This is a genomic window from Micromonospora deserti, assembly GCF_003236335.1.
Taxonomy (GTDB): domain Bacteria; phylum Actinomycetota; class Actinomycetes; order Mycobacteriales; family Micromonosporaceae; genus Micromonospora; species Micromonospora deserti.
The window spans coordinates 1-16,618 of sequence record NZ_POUB01000131.1; the positions used below are offsets into that span (position 1 = coordinate 1).

Sequence of the window (16,618 nt, forward strand, 5' to 3'; positions counted from 1 at the left end):
CCCGCGGCCGGTGCGGGTGGACAACCCCGCACCGGCCGCGGGCGGGCGGGAGATGGAGTCGCTGGAATCGGCGCTGCTGCGCGGCCCGTACGAGTTCTTCGCCCAGCAGCGGGCGGTGACCGCCCGGGACTTCGAGGTGCTGGCCACCGGCTCCGGCGCGGTCGCCCGGGCCCGGGCGTTCACCCGGGCCGCCGTCTACAGCTTCGCCCGGCCGGGCGAGGTGGAGGTGGTGCTGGTGCCGTACGTGCCGGAGGCGGCCCGGCCCGGCGGGCGGCTGCCGGTGGCGGTGCTGCGCGACCACGAGGTGGAGCAGGCGCGGGTACGGGTCGAGGCGGACCTGGAGCGGCGCCGGGCGCTGGGCACCTCCTGCCGGGCCGGGTGGGCCCGCTACAAGGCGGTGTCGATCCGGGCCCGGGTGGTGGTCCGCCGGGAGGAGGACGCCGAGGCGGTACGCCTGCGGATCCACGACCGGCTGCACCAGACGCTCAGCCCGCTGCCCACCGCCCTCAACCCGACCGGCTGGGCGTTCGGCGAGCCGCTGCGGGCGTCCAACGTGTACCGGCTGCTGGAGCACGCCGAGCCGGGCGTGCGCTACGTGGAGTCGGTGCACTTCGTCGTCGACGAGGCGCCCGACGCGCAGGTCCGTACCCTCGCCGTGGACCAGTACCAGCCGCGGACCTGGTACGCCGGCCGCGAGTCGGTGCTGTTCCGCTCCACCAACGCCGGGGCGGGCTGGGAGCCGACGGGCCGCTTCGACGGGGAGACCGTGCTGCGGGTGGCGCCCGCCCCCGCACCGGCCCGCCCGGGCATCGTGCCCCGGCCCGGTTCGGTGGCGGTGGTCACCGTCCGGGCTGCCGGCGGATCCCGGGTGCACCTGAGCACCGACCTGGGCGAGACCTGGTCGCTGCTGGCCGACCTGGACTCCCGGATCTCCGACCTGGCCTGGATCGACCGGGACGGCGCCGGCGCGCTGCTGGTCGCCACCGACACCGGGCTGTACGAGGTGTCCCTGCTGCCCGGCGCGGTGCCCCTGCAGATCCTGGTCGATCCGGCCGACGCCGACCGCGGGTTCTACGCGGTACGGGCGTTCGTCTCCGAGCGGGGCGCGCCCGGGGTGGCGGTCGCCGCGCAGGCCGGGTTCGGCGTCTACCTGTCCACCACCGCCGGCCGGCCGGGCAGCTTCGTGCACGTCGGCCTGGCCAATGTGGACAACCGGGTGCTCGCCGTGCAGTACGACGGGCCGGCCACCCTGCTGTGGAGCGGCGCCGGCGAGCCGGACCCGAAGAAGCCCGGCCAGGGCTGCTACCGCACCCGGCTGTTCGAGTCCGACGTGAAGTGGCAGCCGGTGCAGGCGGGCTGGATCGGCGGCACCTGCCGGGACCTCGCCTTCACCGGCCAGCTGGCGGTCGCCGCGACGCAGAGCGGCGGGGTACTGCGGCTGGACACGCTCGCCGCCACGCCGCAGTGGGCGCCGGTGATGGTCAACTGCGGGCTGCCGCTGCGGGACCGCTCCCGGTTCGTCCCGGTCGACGCGGTCGCCGCGACCGGCGGGCCGGACCGGCTGATCCTCGCCGGCGGCGAGCGGGGCGTGCACCGCAGCGCCGACGCGGTCGACTGGTCGGCCAGCGCCAACCAGGCCACCGCCGACGTGGTGACCGTCCCGGACACCTGGCTGCTCTGCTCCGGCGAGCACGACATCGAGGTGGTGCGGCAGGATGCAACGAGCGGCCATTGAGCGGCTGCTGCCCGCGGCGTACCAGCGGGCGTGCGTGCCGGGCAGCGTGCTGTGGGCGCTGCTGGACGTGATGGAGGCGCTGCACGCCCCGGACGAGGCGGTGCTGGCCCAGGTGGACGCCCTGTTCGACCCGTACCGGACGCCGGAGCCGCTGGTCGCGTACCTGACCCGCTGGGTGGCGATGGACCACGTGGTCGCCGCGCCCCGGCCGGACGCCCCGCCGCCGCTGCCGCTGGGCCGGCTGCGGGACCTGGTCGCCCACGGCGCGCTGCTGGCCCGCTGGCGCGGCACCCCGTACGGCATGCGGCGCGCCCTCGAGGTGGCCACCGGGCTGACCGGCTTCACCCTGCACGAGCCCGCCGAGCGGCCGTTCCACGTCGTGGTCACGGTGCCGCCGGCCGCGGCCGCCCAGCTCGCTGTGATCACCCGCATCGTCGAGGCGGAGAAGCCCGCGTCGGCCACCGCCGAGATCGTCGTCGCAGAGGAGCCACCATGACCACCGAGTGGGCCGTCGTCGCCGCCGCCGAACAGTTCACCCTGGACGCCCGCAACACCGGCGAGCTGACCTTCACCGTCTCCAACCCGGGCGACGCCCCGGACACCGTGGTCTTCGACGTCGCCCCCGGGGAGGGCTCGCAACGCACCTGGTTCACCGTCACCGAACCGCAGCGGGTGGTGCCCGGGCAGGGCTCGGTGTCCTTCCTGGTCCGGCTGGCCGTGCCGCCCGGCACCGCGCCCCGCCGCTACGACATGACCGGGTTCGCGTACTCGGCGAACACCGCCCCGGAGGAGAGTTCCCGCTCCAGCGGCCGGGTCACCTACGAGGTCCGGGCGGTCGCCCCGCCCCGGCGTACGCCTTGGCCCTGGATCGCCGCGGCGGCGGCGCTGGTGCTGGTCGTCTCGGCGGTGGTGGTCTTCCTGGTCACCCGCGACGGCGCGGTGCCGCCGGGCGAACCGCGGGTGGTCACCGTCGAGGCGGAGAGCCTGGTGCCGGCGGCGGTGGTGGAGTCGCCGCAGGGCACGGCGGCGCGGGTGGTGGTGCAGGGCAACTGCTGCGGCGTGGTCTGGTCGGAGAACGCGCAGCTGTTCTTCCAGGGCCTGGCGATCGGCGACCAGGTCAGCGTGACCGTGGACATCCCCGCCGACGGCACCTGGCGGTTCGCCACCGTCCGCACCACCTCGTTCGACTACGCCAACACCGTGTTCACCGTCGACGGCGCCCCGGTCGGCGACGCCTTTCTGGGCTTCACCCCGACGGTCGTCAAGACCGACTGGGTCGACGTGGGCACCGTCCGGCTGACTAAGGGCCCGCACCGGGTCACCCTGGTGGTGGTCGGCAAGACCCAGGGCACCGACCGCTACTTCGCCGGTGTCGACGCGATCCGGTTCACCGAGGTCGTGGCGGCGGCCCAGCGATGAGCGGACGGCAGAAGGCCCTGCTCGCGGCGCTGGGCGTGCTGCTGGTGGCGCTCTTCGTGGTCGCGGTCGGCGCGGGCCGGGACGACCGGGGCGTGCCCGGGGCCCGGCACGGCCTGGTCGACGGGCTGGGCCGGCTCGTCGGCGCGTGGTCCGCGGTGGACCCCGCGACGGTACGCGCGGACTGCGCCGCCGCCACCGGTGAGATCGTCGTCGTCGGCCGCTGCGTGCTGCGCGTCGCCGACCCGGGCGGGCTCCGGATCCTGGTCCTGCGCAGCCCGGACGCCTTCTCCGTGGCGGTGCGGCTGCCCGGGGACGCCGACGTCGCCGTCACCGACGACGCCCAGCCGGCGGACGGCGGCGGAGCGGTGGCTCGGGTCGCCGTCGACCGGCCGACCGACGTGCTGGTGCAGTGCCTGAACCAGACCAGCTGCACGGTCACCGTCGCCCCGTCCTGACCGAGGAGGCCCGCATGGGCGCGTTGCGCAAGCCGTTCCTGCTGCTGGCGATGCTCGCCATCGGGCTGGCCGCCGGCGTCGAGCTCGGCGCCGGGCTGCTCGTCGGCGGCGGGGACGCCAGCGCGGCGCTGCGGGACAGCGCCGCCGACCTGGACGTGCCGATCACCGTCGGGTCCGCGGTCGAGGAGCCGTCCGGGCGGGGCATCGGGTACCTGGCGCTGGTCGACGCGGTGGCGGTCTGGACCACCGGGCTGTACTGCCTGAGCCTGGTGCTGCCGGACCGGGTCCAGGGGCGGGTGCAGGGCGTGGCGACGCTGGTCTTCTCGATCGTCCTGATCATCGTGGCGTTCGTCGCGCTGCTGGTCTCGTTCGTCGAACTCACCGTCATGGTGTCGCTGTTCCTGGCGCCCCCGTTCGGCACGCTGGCCTACCTGGCAGTGTGGGGGTTCTTCCCGGTCGGCGACGCGGCGCTCGTGCTCGGCCTGGTGCTGCTGCTCAAACTCGCCTGGGCCGGCCTGCTGGTGGCGGCCCAACCCCGCTTCCTGCAGAACAAGGGTCTGGTGCTGCTGGCCCTCACCACGCTGCTCTGCACGGTCGTGCTGGAGTTCCTGCACCAGCTGGTGCCCGTCATCCTGGTCAGCATCCTCGACGACCTCGGCGCGCTGGTCTTCGCCGTGGTCGCGGTCGTCTGGGGGCTGGTGCTGCTGATCGGCTCGATCCCGGCCATCGTCAAGGCGGTGCGGGTCACCGCCACCGCGTCGGATGGTGGACGCGGCGGGCCGCGACGTGGTGAAGATCGGCTATAAGTGGCGCATGGAGTTCCCCGCCCACCTGGCCACCATGCCGATGCACGCGATCACCGAGATCCACGGCGAGCCGGGGCTGCTGGCCCGGTTCCGGTTGGAGGTCCGCGCCTTCGACGACGCCGCGCGGCGCCGGCTCACCGAGGCCCTCGACCTCGCCGCCGAGCTGCACCGCGACGACCGGCGGGTCCGCGAGCCCTACCTCAACCACCTGCTCCGGGTGGCGATCCGGATGATGCACCACTACCAGGTCCGCGACGTCGACGTGATCGTCGCCGGTCTGCTGCACGACGCGGTGGAGGACCACCCCGCCGAGCTGGCCGGCGACCGGGGCGGCGACGACCGTACGGCGGCCGCGCTGGCCGCCCTCGCCGAGCGGTTCGGCCCACGGGTGGCCCGCCTGGTCGCCGCGGTCACCAACCCGGCGTACGACCCGGGACGGGACAGGCACGCGCAGTACCGCGAGCACGTGGCGGCCAGCCTGGACCGCGAACCGTGGGCACGGGTCATCAAGGTCTCCGACTTCACCGACAACGGCGTGGGCGTCATCCACACCACCGGGCCGAAGGTGACCTCCTCGGCCCGCAAGTACCGACCGCTGGTGCCGGTGTTCCGGGAACTCATCACCCGGCCGGACACCCCGCTGTCGCCACCGGTGAAGCGGCACATCCTCGACCAGCTGGACCTGGCCGAGGAGCGCTTCAGCGCGATCCTCGACCAGCCCGCGCCGCACTGACCGGCCACCGGAGGCGGACCCCCCGATCGTCGCCCGGGGTGCCCGGCCGGGGTGTCCGGCGGCCCGTCGCCGGTGGTCACCGTCGTCCCGGAACCCGGCCTCGCCCCGGCGCGGCTGCGCCCGGATCGAGCACCCCCTGTTAGCGTGAGAGCACGGACCATCAACGCACCGCCGACAGGCGGCGAGTTGGCGCTGGTCGGCGCACCCCTCGCGCGGCAGCACCCTCAGTCCACAATCCCGCCACCGGCCGCTCGTCGGGGTGCCGGCGGACCGGGTTGGCGGATTGAACCGGTGACGAGGGGAGGGGTGACATGACGGACGCCTCCGACCCGGAGTCGACGTCCGTTGGACGGTGGCGACAGCGGGGCACCCGCAGCCTGGTCACGCTCTGGACGGCGAGCGTCGGCACCGGGCGCTGGTTGGCGCGGCGCTGGCGACGACTGGTCGCCTACCTGCAGGACCAGGAACCCTATCCGGCACCGTACCCGCCACCGGCCCCGCCCGGCCGCCTCACCGAACAGCGCGACCCGCCAGCGCCGATCACGGTTCCCGCCCGCGGCTACGTGTTCAACTTCCACGTCCGCGCGACCTTCACCTGGTCGTCGGAGGGTCTGCGTCCGGAGGTGTTGAGCTGGTACGCGCAGTACTTCCTGCCGCAGGCGATCGAGCGGCTGACCCGACTCGCGGCGGAGCGGGCCCGGGACGTCGCGCCACACCAGGCGGGCGACCTGGAGGTGACGCTCCAGCAGGCACTCGCCGAGCGGGGCCCGTGGCGCTTCGAGCGCGGCGACGTGGCCGTCACCTGCGAGCCCGGCGCCTGGGTGCGACTCGACCCGCGGGTGAGGCAGGCCCTCCAGCCGCACTGGAAACGCCGCATCGCCCTGGAATGCCAGTACGACGAGCAGCTGCGGCGGGCCCAGTACGCCGAACGGCTCAGCCGGCGCTGGGTGGCGATCCTGAACGAGCACCTCGATAGCCCCGTGACCGGCGGCGCGACCGAAGACCAGGACTTGACCGACGCCCTGCGGCACATGATGTCCCTACAGCAGGCTGCCGTGCAGTGGGTGGAGGACCTGCTTCGCGACAGGCTGAGCAACGACAGCATCTTCGAACCGCTCACCTCGCTGGACATCCTCCCCGGTGGCTCGCAGGGCCAGGCTGAAGAGGCGTCCAAGCGGCCGACTGCTCCGACGGCAGCACATGGCTCCACAGGTGCCTCCGACCGACCACGGCAAGGTGGCTAGGCCGCTTTGGAAACTGTGTCGAGGTGCCACTCCAGGAACTCGGCCCTGGGGCGGTCGGTTCGCCGCTCCGGAAGGGCTATCTGCTCACCTGCCTTGGCGTAGAACTGGTCACCGTTGCCCCCAAAGGGCGGCATCCGATCTGCGCCGGGCGAAGAACAGCGGCGGTGACCGAGAGGGACCGTCGCCCCCGAATCAAGACAGCCGCTTGCCGCGTAGACCAATCCACAGGAGCCAGGCCTGCGCCAACCCGCCGAGTGTGAGGAACAAGCTATATGGGTCTCCCTCTGCCGGGATGAATTGGATCAGCAGGGAGCTAGGCAAAGTGGCCATGACTAGCCATATCCCAGCCATACTTCCGGGCCCAAGGAGGTTTGCGATTACCACGAATCCGAAAGCGCCAAGCACAATCGTAGCGTAGCTGCCAGAGATCGCCAGCGCGCTGATTCCGTTGCTGTAACCCGCTGCCGCCTTGCGCAGGAGTCGCATGGGGTAGCCCTTCTGTCGCCTTGTGCCCGGGGCCGTGGAACAGTTCACTCTTGACCCGCGCAACACTCCGTGAGTCCGTACGCCTACTTACCGTATTCGGGTCGCCAGTGCGCACGCCTTGACGATAGACCCAGGCGTCCGTATAACACATCCAACGAACCTATCCCGAGTACGCCGGGAAGGTGTGGTCTGAAGGTCGTGTAGAAGAGGTCGTCTACTACCTCCTTTGTTCGCATCGACAGATAGCCAGTGGCGATGTACGGCGCTTCGGCCGACCCTCGTAGTCGACCAGATGAGACTTTCCGGGCAAGGGTCGCGTGGCGCTCGGTGACCATGTGGTGCGACCGTGTTCGAGGTGCAGCAGCACCAGCGCGGCTGCGACGGTCCTGCCGATCTTCCGCGGGCAGAAGCTGACGTTACGCAGCGCCTTGAACGTGGGCGGACCTGACGCGCAGCGCGCCGAGCAGCCGTCCGGCGGCGGGTTTGGTCGCGGCGGGGGCGGGTAGTCGTGCCGCCCGTCCTACCCGACGGGACCGGACCCCGCGACGGTCCGCCCCTTGCGAGGTGATCCGACGAGTGGTGACGGTGCGCCCGCTGCCCCGGAACGGCCGGTGACCGCTGACCATGTGCGGCATCAGCGGCGAGGCGAGGTTCAACGGCGGCACACCGGACGCCGGCGCGGTGACCCGGATGACCGGGACGATGCGTCCCCGGGGACCCGACGGCGAGGGCCTGTGGAGCGACGGCTGGGTGGCCCTCGGGCACCGCCGGCTGACCGTCATCGACCTATCCGACGCCGGGGCGCAGCCGATGGTGCGCGCGGACCTGGGGCTCGGGCTGGTCTTCAACGGCTGCGTCTACAACTACCCGGAGCTGCGCGAGGAGCTGCGCGCCGCCGGCCACACCTTCCACTCGACCGGCGACACCGAGGTGATCCTGGTGGCGTACGCGCAGTGGGGGGAACGGTTCGTCGACCACCTGGTCGGCATGTTCGCGGTGGCTCTGGTGGACCGGCGGCGGCGCCGCCTGGTGCTGGCCCGGGACCGGCTCGGCATCAAGCCGCTCTACCTCGCCGAGGCACCCGGCCGGCTCCGTTTCGCCTCCACCCTGCCGGCGCTGCTGCGCGCCGGCGACGTGGACACCGGCGTCGACCCGGTGGCGCTGCACCACTACCTGTCGTGGCACTCGATCGTGCCGGCGCCGCGGACCATCCTGCGCGGGGTGCGCAAGCTCCCCCCGGCCACCCTGCGCGTGGTGGAGGCGGACGGGCAGGCGCGGGAGCTCATCTACTGGCGTCCCGACTACGCCCGCGACCCGGCCCGCGCCGGCCTCGACGCCCGGGACTGGCAGGTTGCGGTCGGCGACGCGCTGCGCACGGCGGTACGGCGGCGGCTGGTCGCCGACGTCCCGGTCGGCGTGTTGCTCTCCGGCGGGCTGGACTCCAGCCTGATCGTGGCGTTGCTGGCCGAGGCGGGGCAGCAGCAGCTGCGAACGTTCAGCATCGGCTTCGCCGGTCGTGGTGGTGAGACCGGCGACGAGTTCGGCTACTCCGACCTGGTCGCCCGCGCCTTCGCCACCGACCACCACCGGATCCGGCTGGCGGACGACGACCTGGTTCCGGCGGTGCGGCGGGCGGTCACCGCGATGACCGAGCCGATGGGCAGCCACGACGTGGTCGCCTTCCACCTGCTGTCCGAGCACGTCGCCCGGCACGTCAAGGTGGCCCAGTCCGGCCAGGGCGCCGACGAGGTCTTCGCCGGCTACCGCTACCACCGGCCGCTGGCCGGGGTGGCCCGGGACGACGCGGCGGAGGTGTTCGCGGCGGCGTTCTTCGACCGCGACCACACCGAGCTGAACCGGGTCGTCGCGCCGGCGTACGCGCTCGACCGGGATGCCAGCCGGGAGCTGGTCGCCGCGCACCTGGCCGCGCCCGGGGCGGAGACTGCGCTGGACGCGGTGCTGCGCCTGGACACGCACCTGCTGCTCCCCGACGACCCGGTCAAGCGGGTGGACAGCATGAGCATGGCCTGGGGGCTGGAGGTGCGGACGCCGTTCCTGGACCAGGACCTGGTCGCGCTGGCGGCGGCGTGCCCGCCGGAGCACAAGCTCGGCCAGGGCGGCAAGGGCGTGCTCAAGGACGTCGCCCGGGAGGTGCTACCGGCCGAGGTGGTCGACCGGCCGAAGGGCTACTTCCCGGTGCCCGCGCTGCGCACCGTCGACGGCCCGGTGCGGCGGTTGGTCACCGAGGCCCTCGCTGCGCCCGCGGCCCGCGAGCGCGGCCTGTTCCGTCGCGAGTACGTCGCCGAGCTGCTCGCCGAGCCGGACCGGGCCGAGGCCGCCGCCGGCAGCAACAAGCTCTGGCAGCTCGGCCTGCTGGAGCTGTGGCTCCAGGCGCACGACATCCGGTGACCCGTACGCGGGCCCCGCGTACGGGTCGTGGCCGCGTCCCCGCCGGCGCCCTCGGCGGTCACCCGGCGGCGGTCAGCCGGCGGCGGTCTGTGCGGTGAGGTGGTCCAGCACGGCGCGGATGTCCCCGCCGGTCTCCGTCATGACGCGCCGCTGCCGGGTCGCGCCGTTGCCGTCGCGGCGCAACCGGGTGAGCTGGTCGCGGACGTGGTGCAGGTCTCCGTGGCGTACCAACGCGGGCGTGACCGTGGCGAGCAGCTCGTCGACGAGGTCCCAGGCCGGCCGGGCGCCGCCGGCACGCAGGTCGATCAGGTCGCCGTCGAGGCCGTCGTGGGCGGCCCGCCAGTGCGCCGCGGCGACCAGGCAGCCCCGGATCCGGGGCGCGAGCACCCCGACGCGGACCTGGTCGACCATCGTCGCGACCAGCGCCCGGACCAGTCCGGCGACCAGCACCGTGTCGTCCACGGTGGGGCAGACGTCACCGACCCGGATCTCCACCGTGGGGTAGGTGACCGACGGGCGGGCGTACCAGTAGACCATGCCGGCGTCGAGCATGACGCCGGCGGCGATCAGGTCCGCCACCGTGCGGTCGTAGTCGGCGGCGGACTCGAAGTGCGGGGTGGGACCGATGCTGGGCCAGCGTTGCAGCTGCATCGACCGCCAGCTGGCGTGCCCGGTGTCCCGGCCGTCGTGCAGCGGCGAGTTGGCGGTGATCGCCTGCACCACGGGCAGCCAGGGGCGCAGCTGGTTGCAGACCTGCACGGCCAGCTCGCGGTCCGGCACGCCGACGTGCACGTGGCAGCCGCAGACCGCCGGGTCGTGCGCCACCGGCCCGAACCGTCGGGACATGGCGTGGTAGCGCGGTTCGTCCGGGACCGTCCGGTGCGGCTCGTGCACGGGGGTGGCGCCCACCGCCACCAGTCGCGCCCCGGCGGCCTCGGCCGCCTCGGCCGCGGTGCGCCGCTGCGCCGCCAGGCACCGGCGCAGCTCGGCCAGGTCGGCGGTGACCGGGGTGACCATCTCGACCATGCTGTGCCGGAACTCCTGGCGGCTCTGCTCGCGGGCCGCCCCGGGCAGGGCGGTGCGCACCCGGTCGGCGACCGGCAGGCTCTCCCCGGTCTCCGGGGCGAGCAGCAGGTACTCCTCCTCCACCCCGAGGGTGAGCGTCAGGTCGGGCACCGCGATGGCAGGTGGCGGGCGGTACGTCATGGGCGCTCGGCGTCCGTTCCTCGGGCGGCGCGCCGGGCGCCGCACGGCCGATGACACCGGGGTTCCCGACCGTCCGGGCGGGAAACGCCCCGCCGCGCCGGGCGGGTGGCTGAGCCGGCCTGGAACGAGCGTCGCATACCGGGCATTCCGGGTACAGTTTGGATCGTGCCCGGCCGACTCTCGAGGGGGTGTGGGATGTCGGACGCGACGGCGCAATTCTTCGCCCAGCTCGGCCGCCACGGGCACGAACGCCTGCTGCGCAAGACCAGCGGCACGATCCGCTTCGACCTCACCCGCCCCGGCGGCGTCGACCACTGGCTGGTCACCATCACCCACGGTCAGGTGCGGGTGTCGAGGGAGAAGGCCGCCGCGGACGCCGTGATCGGCGCCGACGAGCAGCTCTTCGAGCGGATGGCCCGCGGCGAGGTCAAACCGCTGCCGGCCTGGCTGCGCAACGACATCACCGCCGAGGGCCGGTTCCGGTTCGTCCTGCTGCTGGAGCGGCTGTTCGACCCGCCGCCCGGCGCCCGGCACCCCCGGTCCGTCCCCCCGATCAGCCGGGAGGTGCGGTGACCTCGGACCGGATCCGGATCCTGGACGGCAACATCTTCGTGCTCAGCGAGGACAACGGGGACATCATCGACGTGCGCACCAACCCGTGCGGGTTCTTCGAGCTGGACACCCGCTTCCTGTCCCGCTGGGTGCTCAGCGTCAACGGGGAACGGCTGCACCCGCTGGCCGTGCACGAGCCGCACTACTTCGAGGCCCGGTTCTTCCTGGTGCCCGGCACCCCGACCCACTACGTGGACGCGAAGGTGTCGGTGATCCGGGAGCGCTCGATCGCCGGCATTAGCTTCGAGGAGCGCCTCACCGTGCTCAACCACTGTCCGACGGCGGCCGAGTACGTCCTCCACATCGAGGTCGACAGCGACTTCGCCCCCGTGCTCGCCGTGGAGCAGCGACGTGTCGCCCCCGGGCGGTTGTACCGGCGGGTGGAGGAGGGGCACCTGCGGCTGGGCTACGTGCGGGAGCGGTTCTGGCGGGAGACGACGATCAGCGCGGACGACCCGGTGGAGATCGACGAGCGGGGGCTCACCTTCCGCGTCCGGCTCGACCGCAACGCCCGGTGGACCACGACACTCCACGTCACGGGGCGGGTGCTGCGCCCGGACGGCGAGGACGTCCGGAACCGGCTGCACCGCCGGCGCCGGCCCGGCCGACCGGAGCTGCGCCGCGACCTGCGGCGGTGGCTGACCAACGCGCCCCGGTTGAGCTGCGACTGGGACACCATGACCCACACCTACCAGCGCAGCCTGGTGGATCTCGCCGGCCTGCGCTACTCACCGCTGACCCTGCCGACCCAGGCGATGCCCGCCGCCGGCCTGCCCTGGGCCGCCACCATCACGGGTCGGGACAGTGTCCTGACCAGCCTGCAAGCGCTCCCGGTCGTCCCCGAACTCGCCGCCGCCACGCTGCGCATGCTCGGCATCGACCAGAGCACCGTCCTCGACGACTTCCGCGAGGAGGAGCCTGGCAAGATCCTGCGGGAGTTCCGGTACGGGGAGATGGCGGCGTTCGAGGAACACCCGCTGTCGCCGTACTTCGGCAGCGCCGACGTCACCCCGCTCTACGTCATCCTGCTCGACGAGTACGAGCGCTGGACCGGCGACGTCGACCTGGTCCGGGAGTTCGAGGCCGAGGCGCGGGCGGCGTTGCGGTGGATCGACGAGTACGGCGACATCCGGGGCGACGGGTACGTCTGGTACCAGCGCCGCAACGAGCGGACCGGCCTGGTGAACCAGTGCTGGAAGGACTCCCCCGACGCGATCTCCTACCGCGACGGCCGGCTTCCCGGCCAGCCCCGGGCGACCTGCGAGTTGCAGGGGTACGCGTACGACGCCAAGCGACGTGGCGCCCGGCTGGCCCGCGAGATCTGGCACGACCCGGCGTACGCGGACCGCCTGGAGCGGGAGGCGGCGGAGCTCAAGCGGCGCTTCAACCGGGACTTCTGGATCGCCGACGGCGAGTACTACGCGCTCGCCCTCGATGGCGACGGCGAGCGGGTCGACGCCCTGTCGTCGAACATCGGCCACCTGCTCTGGAGCGGCATCGTGGACGAGGCCCGGGCCGGGAAGATCGTGGAGCACCTGCTCGGCCCGGCGCTCTTCTCCGGCTGGGGGGTGCGGACGCTGGGCGCCGGCCAGGGCCGGTACAACCCGCTCGGCTACCACGTCGGCACGGTGTGGCCGTTCGACAACGCGCTGATCGCGTGGGGGCTGCGCCGCTACGGCTACCGCCGCGAGGCCGGGGTGATCGCGGAGGGGATCATCGCCGCCTCCGCGTACTTCGACGGCCGGATGCCCGAGGCGTTCGCCGGCTTCGACCGGGAGCTGACCCGGTACCCGGTGCGCTATCCCACGGCGAACAGCCCGCAGGCGCTGGCCACCGGCGCGACCTTCCTGCTGCTGCGGACGCTGCTCGGCCTGGAGCCGTACGGCGAGTACCTGGTGGTGGCGCCGGAGGTGCCGGCCCGGTTCGGCCGGATCGAGCTGCTCGACATTCCGGGACGGTGGGGCCGGATGGATGCGATCGGGACCGTCCACCCCGGCGCCCGGACATCACCCGTGGCGTAAATGGGCCGCACGACGGCCTGATCACCCGGACCAACCGCCTCGGGCCGGGCGGAATCCGGTGCGGGTAACGTGCTGCGGCATGACCGGCGTGCCGTACTCGCACTGCTCCTTCTGCGGGGCGTCCTACCCGGCGGCGGCCGGATGGCCGCGTCTCTGCCCGGTCTGCGGGCAGACCGTGTGGCGCAACCCGCTGCCGGTCGCGGTGGCGGTGCTGCCGGTGCGCACGGCCGTGGGCCTGGGCGTGGTCGTCGTCCGCCGGGACATCGAGCCGGCGCGCGGGCTGCTCGCGCTGCCCGGCGGGTTCATCGAGTACGGCGAGCAGTGGCAGGACGCCCTGGTCCGGGAACTGCGGGAGGAGACCGGCCTGCTCGCCGACCCCGCCGACGCCCGGCTCTTCGCGGTGCACAGCGCGCCGGCCGGCGGCACCATGATGGTCTTCGGCACGCTGCCCGAGCGGCCGGCCGACGACCTGCCGCCGTCGGCGCCGACCGAGGAGGCGACCGAGTGGCTGGTGCTCACCGAGCCGACCGACCTGGCGTTCTCCACGCACACCCGGGTACTGGCGGACTTCCTCGCCGGGCATGCCGGGCGACGCTGATCAGGTGAGGTACTCGGCCGGCACCGCGTCGGTCAGCCACACCCCGTTGGCGCTGCGGTAGAAGAGGTGGCCGTCGCGGACCATGGCCGCCGCGTCCACGGTGAGGACCACGACGGGACCCTGCCGGCGGGCGCCCACCCGCCGGGCGGTCTCCACGTCCGGGGAGAGGTGGACGTGGTGCCGGGCGCCCCGGTGCAGGCCGGCGGCCCGGATGGAGTCGACGGCGGCGGCGCCGGTGCCGTGGTAGAGCCGGTCCGGCGGCGTCACCGGCGCCAGCCCGAGGTCGACCGGGATGGAATGCCCCTGGCTGGCCCGGATCCGCTCCACCCCGTCGGGGCCCCGCTCGACCGCGAACCGTTGCTTGTCGTTGCCGGTCACCACGGCATCGAACTCGGCGCGGTCGATCCGCAGCGCGGCCAGCAGCTCCGTGACCGGCACCCAGCCGGCGCGGTCGGGAGCCAGCCCGAACCGCCCCGGATCGTGCCGCAACGCCAGCGACATCCGCTTGCTCAACCTGACCAGAGCAGGATCCACCCCGATATTGTCCTCACCGACGTCAGGCCCGGGGACGGGATGTCACCTCAGCGGTGCGGCCTGGGCGCGGCTCCCGACGGCCCGGCGTCGGTCAGGCGGCGGCACGGTCGGCGGGCCGGCGTCGACACGGGCGGGCGGGCCGGCGTCGGTCAGGCGGCGGCGCGGTCGGCGGGCGGGCGCCGGCGACGCGACGGGTCGGACAGCGCGAGCGGACGCCAGACGCCGTCCGGGGCGTACAGGTTGGTGCCGGGCGGCACGATCTCGTCGATCCGGTCCAACGTCGCGTCGTCGAGGGTCAGCGCGGCGCCGGCCAGCAGGGCGTCCAACTGGTCCATGGTTCGCGGGCCGAGGATCGCCGAGGTGACCGCCGGATGGGCGACGGGGAACGCCAGGGCCAGCTCCGGCAGGGTGGTACCGAGCTCGCCGGCCAGCTCCGCCAACTGCTCGACGGCGGCGTACTTCGCCGCGTTGCCAGGCGCCGCGGGGTCGAAGCGGGCCGGGGTCAGCGCGGGCCGGCCGGCGGTGAGGTCCACCGGGCGGCCCTGCCGGTACCGGCCGGAGAGGAAGCCGGCGGCGAGCGGGCTCCACACCAGCACGCCCATCCCGTGGCGCTGGCAGACCGGCAGCACGTCGGCCTCGATCCCCCGGGCCAGCAGCGAGTACGGCGGCTGCTCGGTGCGGAACCGCCCCAGGCCGCGCCGCTCGGCGACGTGCCGCGCCTCGACGATCTCCTCGGCGGGGAACGTCGAGCAGCCGAAGGCCCGGATGGTGCCCGCCCGCACCAGGTCACTCAGCACCCCGAGGGTCTCCTCGACGTCGGTGGTGTGGTCCGGGCGGTGGACCTGGTAGAGGTCGATCCAGTCGGTGTCGAGGCGACGCAGGCTCTCGTGCACCGCCCGCAGGATCCACCGCCGCGAGTTGCCGCCCCGGTTGCGCCCCTCACCCATCGGGAAATGCACCTTGGTCGCGAGCACGACATCGTCCCGCCGCCCACGCAGCGCCCGACCCACGATCCGCTCCGACTCGCCCGCGGAGTACATGTCGGCGGTGTCCACCAGGTTGACGCCCCGGTCCAGGGCGGCGTGGACGATCCGGACGCAGTCGTCGTGGTCGGGGTTGCCGACCGCGCCGAACATCATGGTGCCGAGCGCGTAGACGCTCACCTCGATGCCGGTGCCGCCCAGGACCCGGTAGCGCATGCTGGTACTCCTCGCTCTCCCCCGGCCGGCGGGTCCGCCCGCGGGTGCCGCCCACGGTAGGAGTTCGAGCGCGCTGGAGGTCAACACCGGCGGCGGCCCGGGGTGCGTCCGGGGCCGCCCGGCGCCCGCACGGGGGCTTCGGGGCTGCCGTCGGTCCGCCAGCACCGGGTCACGAATGACCGGTGCCGGGCCGGGCAGACGGCGGGCGCCACGTGACGGGCGGCGGCCGGTCACCGCGAGACACCTCGGGGGTTCGATGTCGGAGGCACCGGTGCCGTCGTCCGCGGCGACGTCGCCCGAGGTCGTGGAGTTGCGGGTACACGGTGTGTCCGGGGTTCCGGACCGCGGCCGGGATCGTGGCACGCGACTTCCCGCAGGCGCCGCCGGAGGCCACGCCGCGGCTGCGACAGGTGCAGCAGGCGATCGCCCGGGCGCGGTTCACCGAGCGCCTGGAGCCGCTCACCGCGGTGTACGCCCTCCTGGCCGCACTCGGCATGGCGACCAGCACCTTCGGCCTACTGCGGCTCTACCCCGGCGACGTGGTCGAGCGGTACACCGGAGTGCCGGTCGATCTGGTCAACTTCCTGATCGGGATGGGCAGCTACGCGATCGCGGCGGTCGTCCTCGGTCTGGTGGTGGGTGGCATCTTCGCCTACCGCACCGCCGAGTTCCGCCGCTACGTCGGCGTGCTGTGGGACCTCGGCACGTTCTGGCCAAGGTCGGCCCACCCGTTCGCGCCGCCGTGCTACGCCGAGCGTGCCGTGCCCGAGCTAACCCGGCGGATCACCTACCTGGTCGACAACGGGCACGCGGTGCTGCTCGCCGGGCACAGTCACGGCTCGGTGCTGCTCGCCGCGACCGTGCTCCAGCTCCCGCCGCGGATCAGTCGCCGGGTCGCCCTGCTCACCTACGGCTCGCCGCTGCGCCGCCTCTACGCCCGGCTGTTCCCCGCGTACGTCGACCAGGAGGTGCTGCACGAGGTGGGTGAGCGGCTGGGCTGGCGGTGGGTGAACCTGTGGCGCGACACCGACCAGATCGGCAGCTGGATCTTCTCCCCACACCGGGCGGAGGAGCCGCCGGCCATCGCCGGGCCGGCCGCCACTGTGGACCGGCGGATGCGCGATCCGTGGGACGTGGTGGTCCCGCCCAGCGACAGCGTCC

Annotated in this window: 15 protein-coding genes and 1 pseudogene; 12 read left to right on the forward strand and 4 right to left on the reverse strand. The window is 73.6% G+C overall.

Translation table 11 applies throughout. The annotated features are described in order from the left end of the window. From C1I99_RS18515 to C1I99_RS18545, 7 genes are all read left to right on the forward strand, one after another. Positions 1 to 1,735 (forward strand): baseplate J/gp47 family protein (locus C1I99_RS18515; RefSeq protein ID WP_111135478.1); only part of this gene is annotated, 1,735 nt, incomplete at its 5' end. Next, on the forward strand, positions 1,716 to 2,231 hold the full coding sequence (locus C1I99_RS18520) for a phage tail protein (protein WP_111135479.1): 516 nt from the start codon (positions 1,716 to 1,718) through the stop codon (positions 2,229 to 2,231). The genes C1I99_RS18515 and C1I99_RS18520, both read left to right, overlap by 20 nt. Further along, entirely contained in the window at positions 2,228 to 3,154 is a 927-nt protein-coding gene (locus C1I99_RS18525) for a carbohydrate-binding protein (protein ID WP_111135480.1), read from the forward strand. Before C1I99_RS18520 ends, C1I99_RS18525 begins: the two co-directional genes overlap by 4 nt. Further along, entirely contained in the window at positions 3,151 to 3,609 is a 459-nt protein-coding gene (locus C1I99_RS18530) for a hypothetical protein (protein ID WP_111135481.1), read from the forward strand. The genes C1I99_RS18525 and C1I99_RS18530 overlap by 4 nt, the downstream gene beginning before the upstream one ends. Positions 3,610 to 3,623: 14 nt before the next feature. Beyond that, complete coding sequence (locus tag C1I99_RS18535; protein WP_111135482.1) at positions 3,624 to 4,415, forward strand: hypothetical protein; 792 nt, start codon at positions 3,624 to 3,626, stop codon at positions 4,413 to 4,415. 7 nt (positions 4,416 to 4,422) lie between these two features. Then, positions 4,423 to 5,148, forward strand: coding sequence for an HD domain-containing protein (locus tag C1I99_RS18540; RefSeq protein ID WP_111135483.1), 726 nt, complete (start codon positions 4,423 to 4,425; stop codon positions 5,146 to 5,148). 311 nt (positions 5,149 to 5,459) lie between these two features. Next, positions 5,460 to 6,392, forward strand: a complete 933-nt coding sequence (locus C1I99_RS18545; RefSeq protein ID WP_111135484.1) for a hypothetical protein — start codon at positions 5,460 to 5,462, stop codon at positions 6,390 to 6,392. A 192-nt stretch (positions 6,393 to 6,584) separates the two neighbouring features. On the opposite strand, the gene C1I99_RS35020 is transcribed toward C1I99_RS18545, so the two are convergent. Beyond that, positions 6,585 to 6,878, reverse strand: a complete 294-nt coding sequence (locus tag C1I99_RS35020; protein ID WP_111135485.1) for an SCO4225 family membrane protein — start codon at positions 6,876 to 6,878, stop codon at positions 6,585 to 6,587. Between the two features lie 624 nt (positions 6,879 to 7,502). On the opposite strand from C1I99_RS35020, the gene C1I99_RS18565 reads away from it, so the two are divergent. Next, complete coding sequence (locus C1I99_RS18565) at positions 7,503 to 9,287, forward strand: N-acetylglutaminylglutamine amidotransferase (protein ID WP_111135486.1); 1,785 nt, start codon at positions 7,503 to 7,505, stop codon at positions 9,285 to 9,287. 72 nt (positions 9,288 to 9,359) lie between these two features. Here C1I99_RS18565 and C1I99_RS18570 read toward each other — a convergent pair whose 3' ends face one another. Beyond that, positions 9,360 to 10,493 carry a carboxylate-amine ligase gene (locus tag C1I99_RS18570; RefSeq protein ID WP_111135487.1) on the reverse strand — a complete coding sequence of 378 codons (1,134 nt, stop codon included), beginning with the start codon at positions 10,491 to 10,493 and terminating at the stop codon, positions 9,360 to 9,362. 195 nt (positions 10,494 to 10,688) lie between these two features. On the opposite strand from C1I99_RS18570, the gene C1I99_RS18575 reads away from it, so the two are divergent. The 3 genes from C1I99_RS18575 (at position 10,689) to C1I99_RS18585 (ending at position 13,724) form a co-directional block, all read left to right on the forward strand. Continuing rightward, entirely contained in the window at positions 10,689 to 11,066 is a 378-nt protein-coding gene (locus C1I99_RS18575) for an SCP2 sterol-binding domain-containing protein (protein ID WP_111135488.1), read from the forward strand. Then, positions 11,063 to 13,126, forward strand: coding sequence for an amylo-alpha-1,6-glucosidase (locus tag C1I99_RS18580; protein WP_111135489.1), 2,064 nt, complete (start codon positions 11,063 to 11,065; stop codon positions 13,124 to 13,126). The genes C1I99_RS18575 and C1I99_RS18580 overlap by 4 nt, the downstream gene beginning before the upstream one ends. Before the next feature lie 79 nt (positions 13,127 to 13,205). Next, on the forward strand, positions 13,206 to 13,724 hold the full coding sequence (locus C1I99_RS18585) for an NUDIX domain-containing protein (RefSeq protein ID WP_111135490.1): 519 nt from the start codon (positions 13,206 to 13,208) through the stop codon (positions 13,722 to 13,724). Here the strand turns inward: C1I99_RS18585 and C1I99_RS18590 are convergent, their stop codons facing one another. Beyond that, positions 13,725 to 14,258 carry an RNA 2'-phosphotransferase gene (locus tag C1I99_RS18590; protein ID WP_111135491.1) on the reverse strand — a complete coding sequence of 178 codons (534 nt, stop codon included), beginning with the start codon at positions 14,256 to 14,258 and terminating at the stop codon, positions 13,725 to 13,727. Positions 14,259 to 14,407: 149 nt separating this feature from the next. After that, positions 14,408 to 15,457 (reverse strand): aldo/keto reductase, encoded by a 1,050-nt coding sequence (locus C1I99_RS18595; protein ID WP_111135492.1) that lies wholly within the window; start codon positions 15,455 to 15,457, stop codon positions 14,408 to 14,410. Between the two features lie 356 nt (positions 15,458 to 15,813). Here C1I99_RS18595 and C1I99_RS18600 point away from each other — a divergent pair. Continuing rightward, a pseudogene (locus tag C1I99_RS18600) lies at positions 15,814 to 16,618 on the forward strand (hypothetical protein); the annotation flags it as partial.

Excerpts from the sequence above, each read along its gene's own strand:
- C1I99_RS18545 (WP_111135484.1), top strand. The coding sequence starts at position 5,460 with ATGACGGACGCCTCCGACCCGGAGTCGACGTCCGTTGGACGGTGGCGA.
- C1I99_RS18565 (WP_111135486.1), top strand. The coding sequence starts at position 7,503 with ATGTGCGGCATCAGCGGCGAGGCGAGGTTCAACGGCGGCACACCGGAC.
- C1I99_RS18520 (WP_111135479.1), top strand. The coding sequence starts at position 1,716 with ATGCAACGAGCGGCCATTGAGCGGCTGCTGCCCGCGGCGTACCAGCGG.
- C1I99_RS18540 (WP_111135483.1), top strand. The coding sequence starts at position 4,423 with ATGGAGTTCCCCGCCCACCTGGCCACCATGCCGATGCACGCGATCACC.
- C1I99_RS18595 (WP_111135492.1), bottom strand. The coding sequence starts at position 15,457 with ATGCGCTACCGGGTCCTGGGCGGCACCGGCATCGAGGTGAGCGTCTAC.
- C1I99_RS18570 (WP_111135487.1), bottom strand. The coding sequence starts at position 10,493 with ATGACGTACCGCCCGCCACCTGCCATCGCGGTGCCCGACCTGACGCTC.
- C1I99_RS18525 (WP_111135480.1), top strand. The coding sequence starts at position 2,228 with ATGACCACCGAGTGGGCCGTCGTCGCCGCCGCCGAACAGTTCACCCTG.
- C1I99_RS18575 (WP_111135488.1), top strand. The coding sequence starts at position 10,689 with ATGTCGGACGCGACGGCGCAATTCTTCGCCCAGCTCGGCCGCCACGGG.
- C1I99_RS18535 (WP_111135482.1), top strand. The coding sequence starts at position 3,624 with ATGGGCGCGTTGCGCAAGCCGTTCCTGCTGCTGGCGATGCTCGCCATC.
- C1I99_RS18585 (WP_111135490.1), top strand. The coding sequence starts at position 13,206 with ATGACCGGCGTGCCGTACTCGCACTGCTCCTTCTGCGGGGCGTCCTAC.
- C1I99_RS18530 (WP_111135481.1), top strand. The coding sequence starts at position 3,151 with ATGAGCGGACGGCAGAAGGCCCTGCTCGCGGCGCTGGGCGTGCTGCTG.
- C1I99_RS35020 (WP_111135485.1), bottom strand. The coding sequence starts at position 6,878 with ATGCGACTCCTGCGCAAGGCGGCAGCGGGTTACAGCAACGGAATCAGC.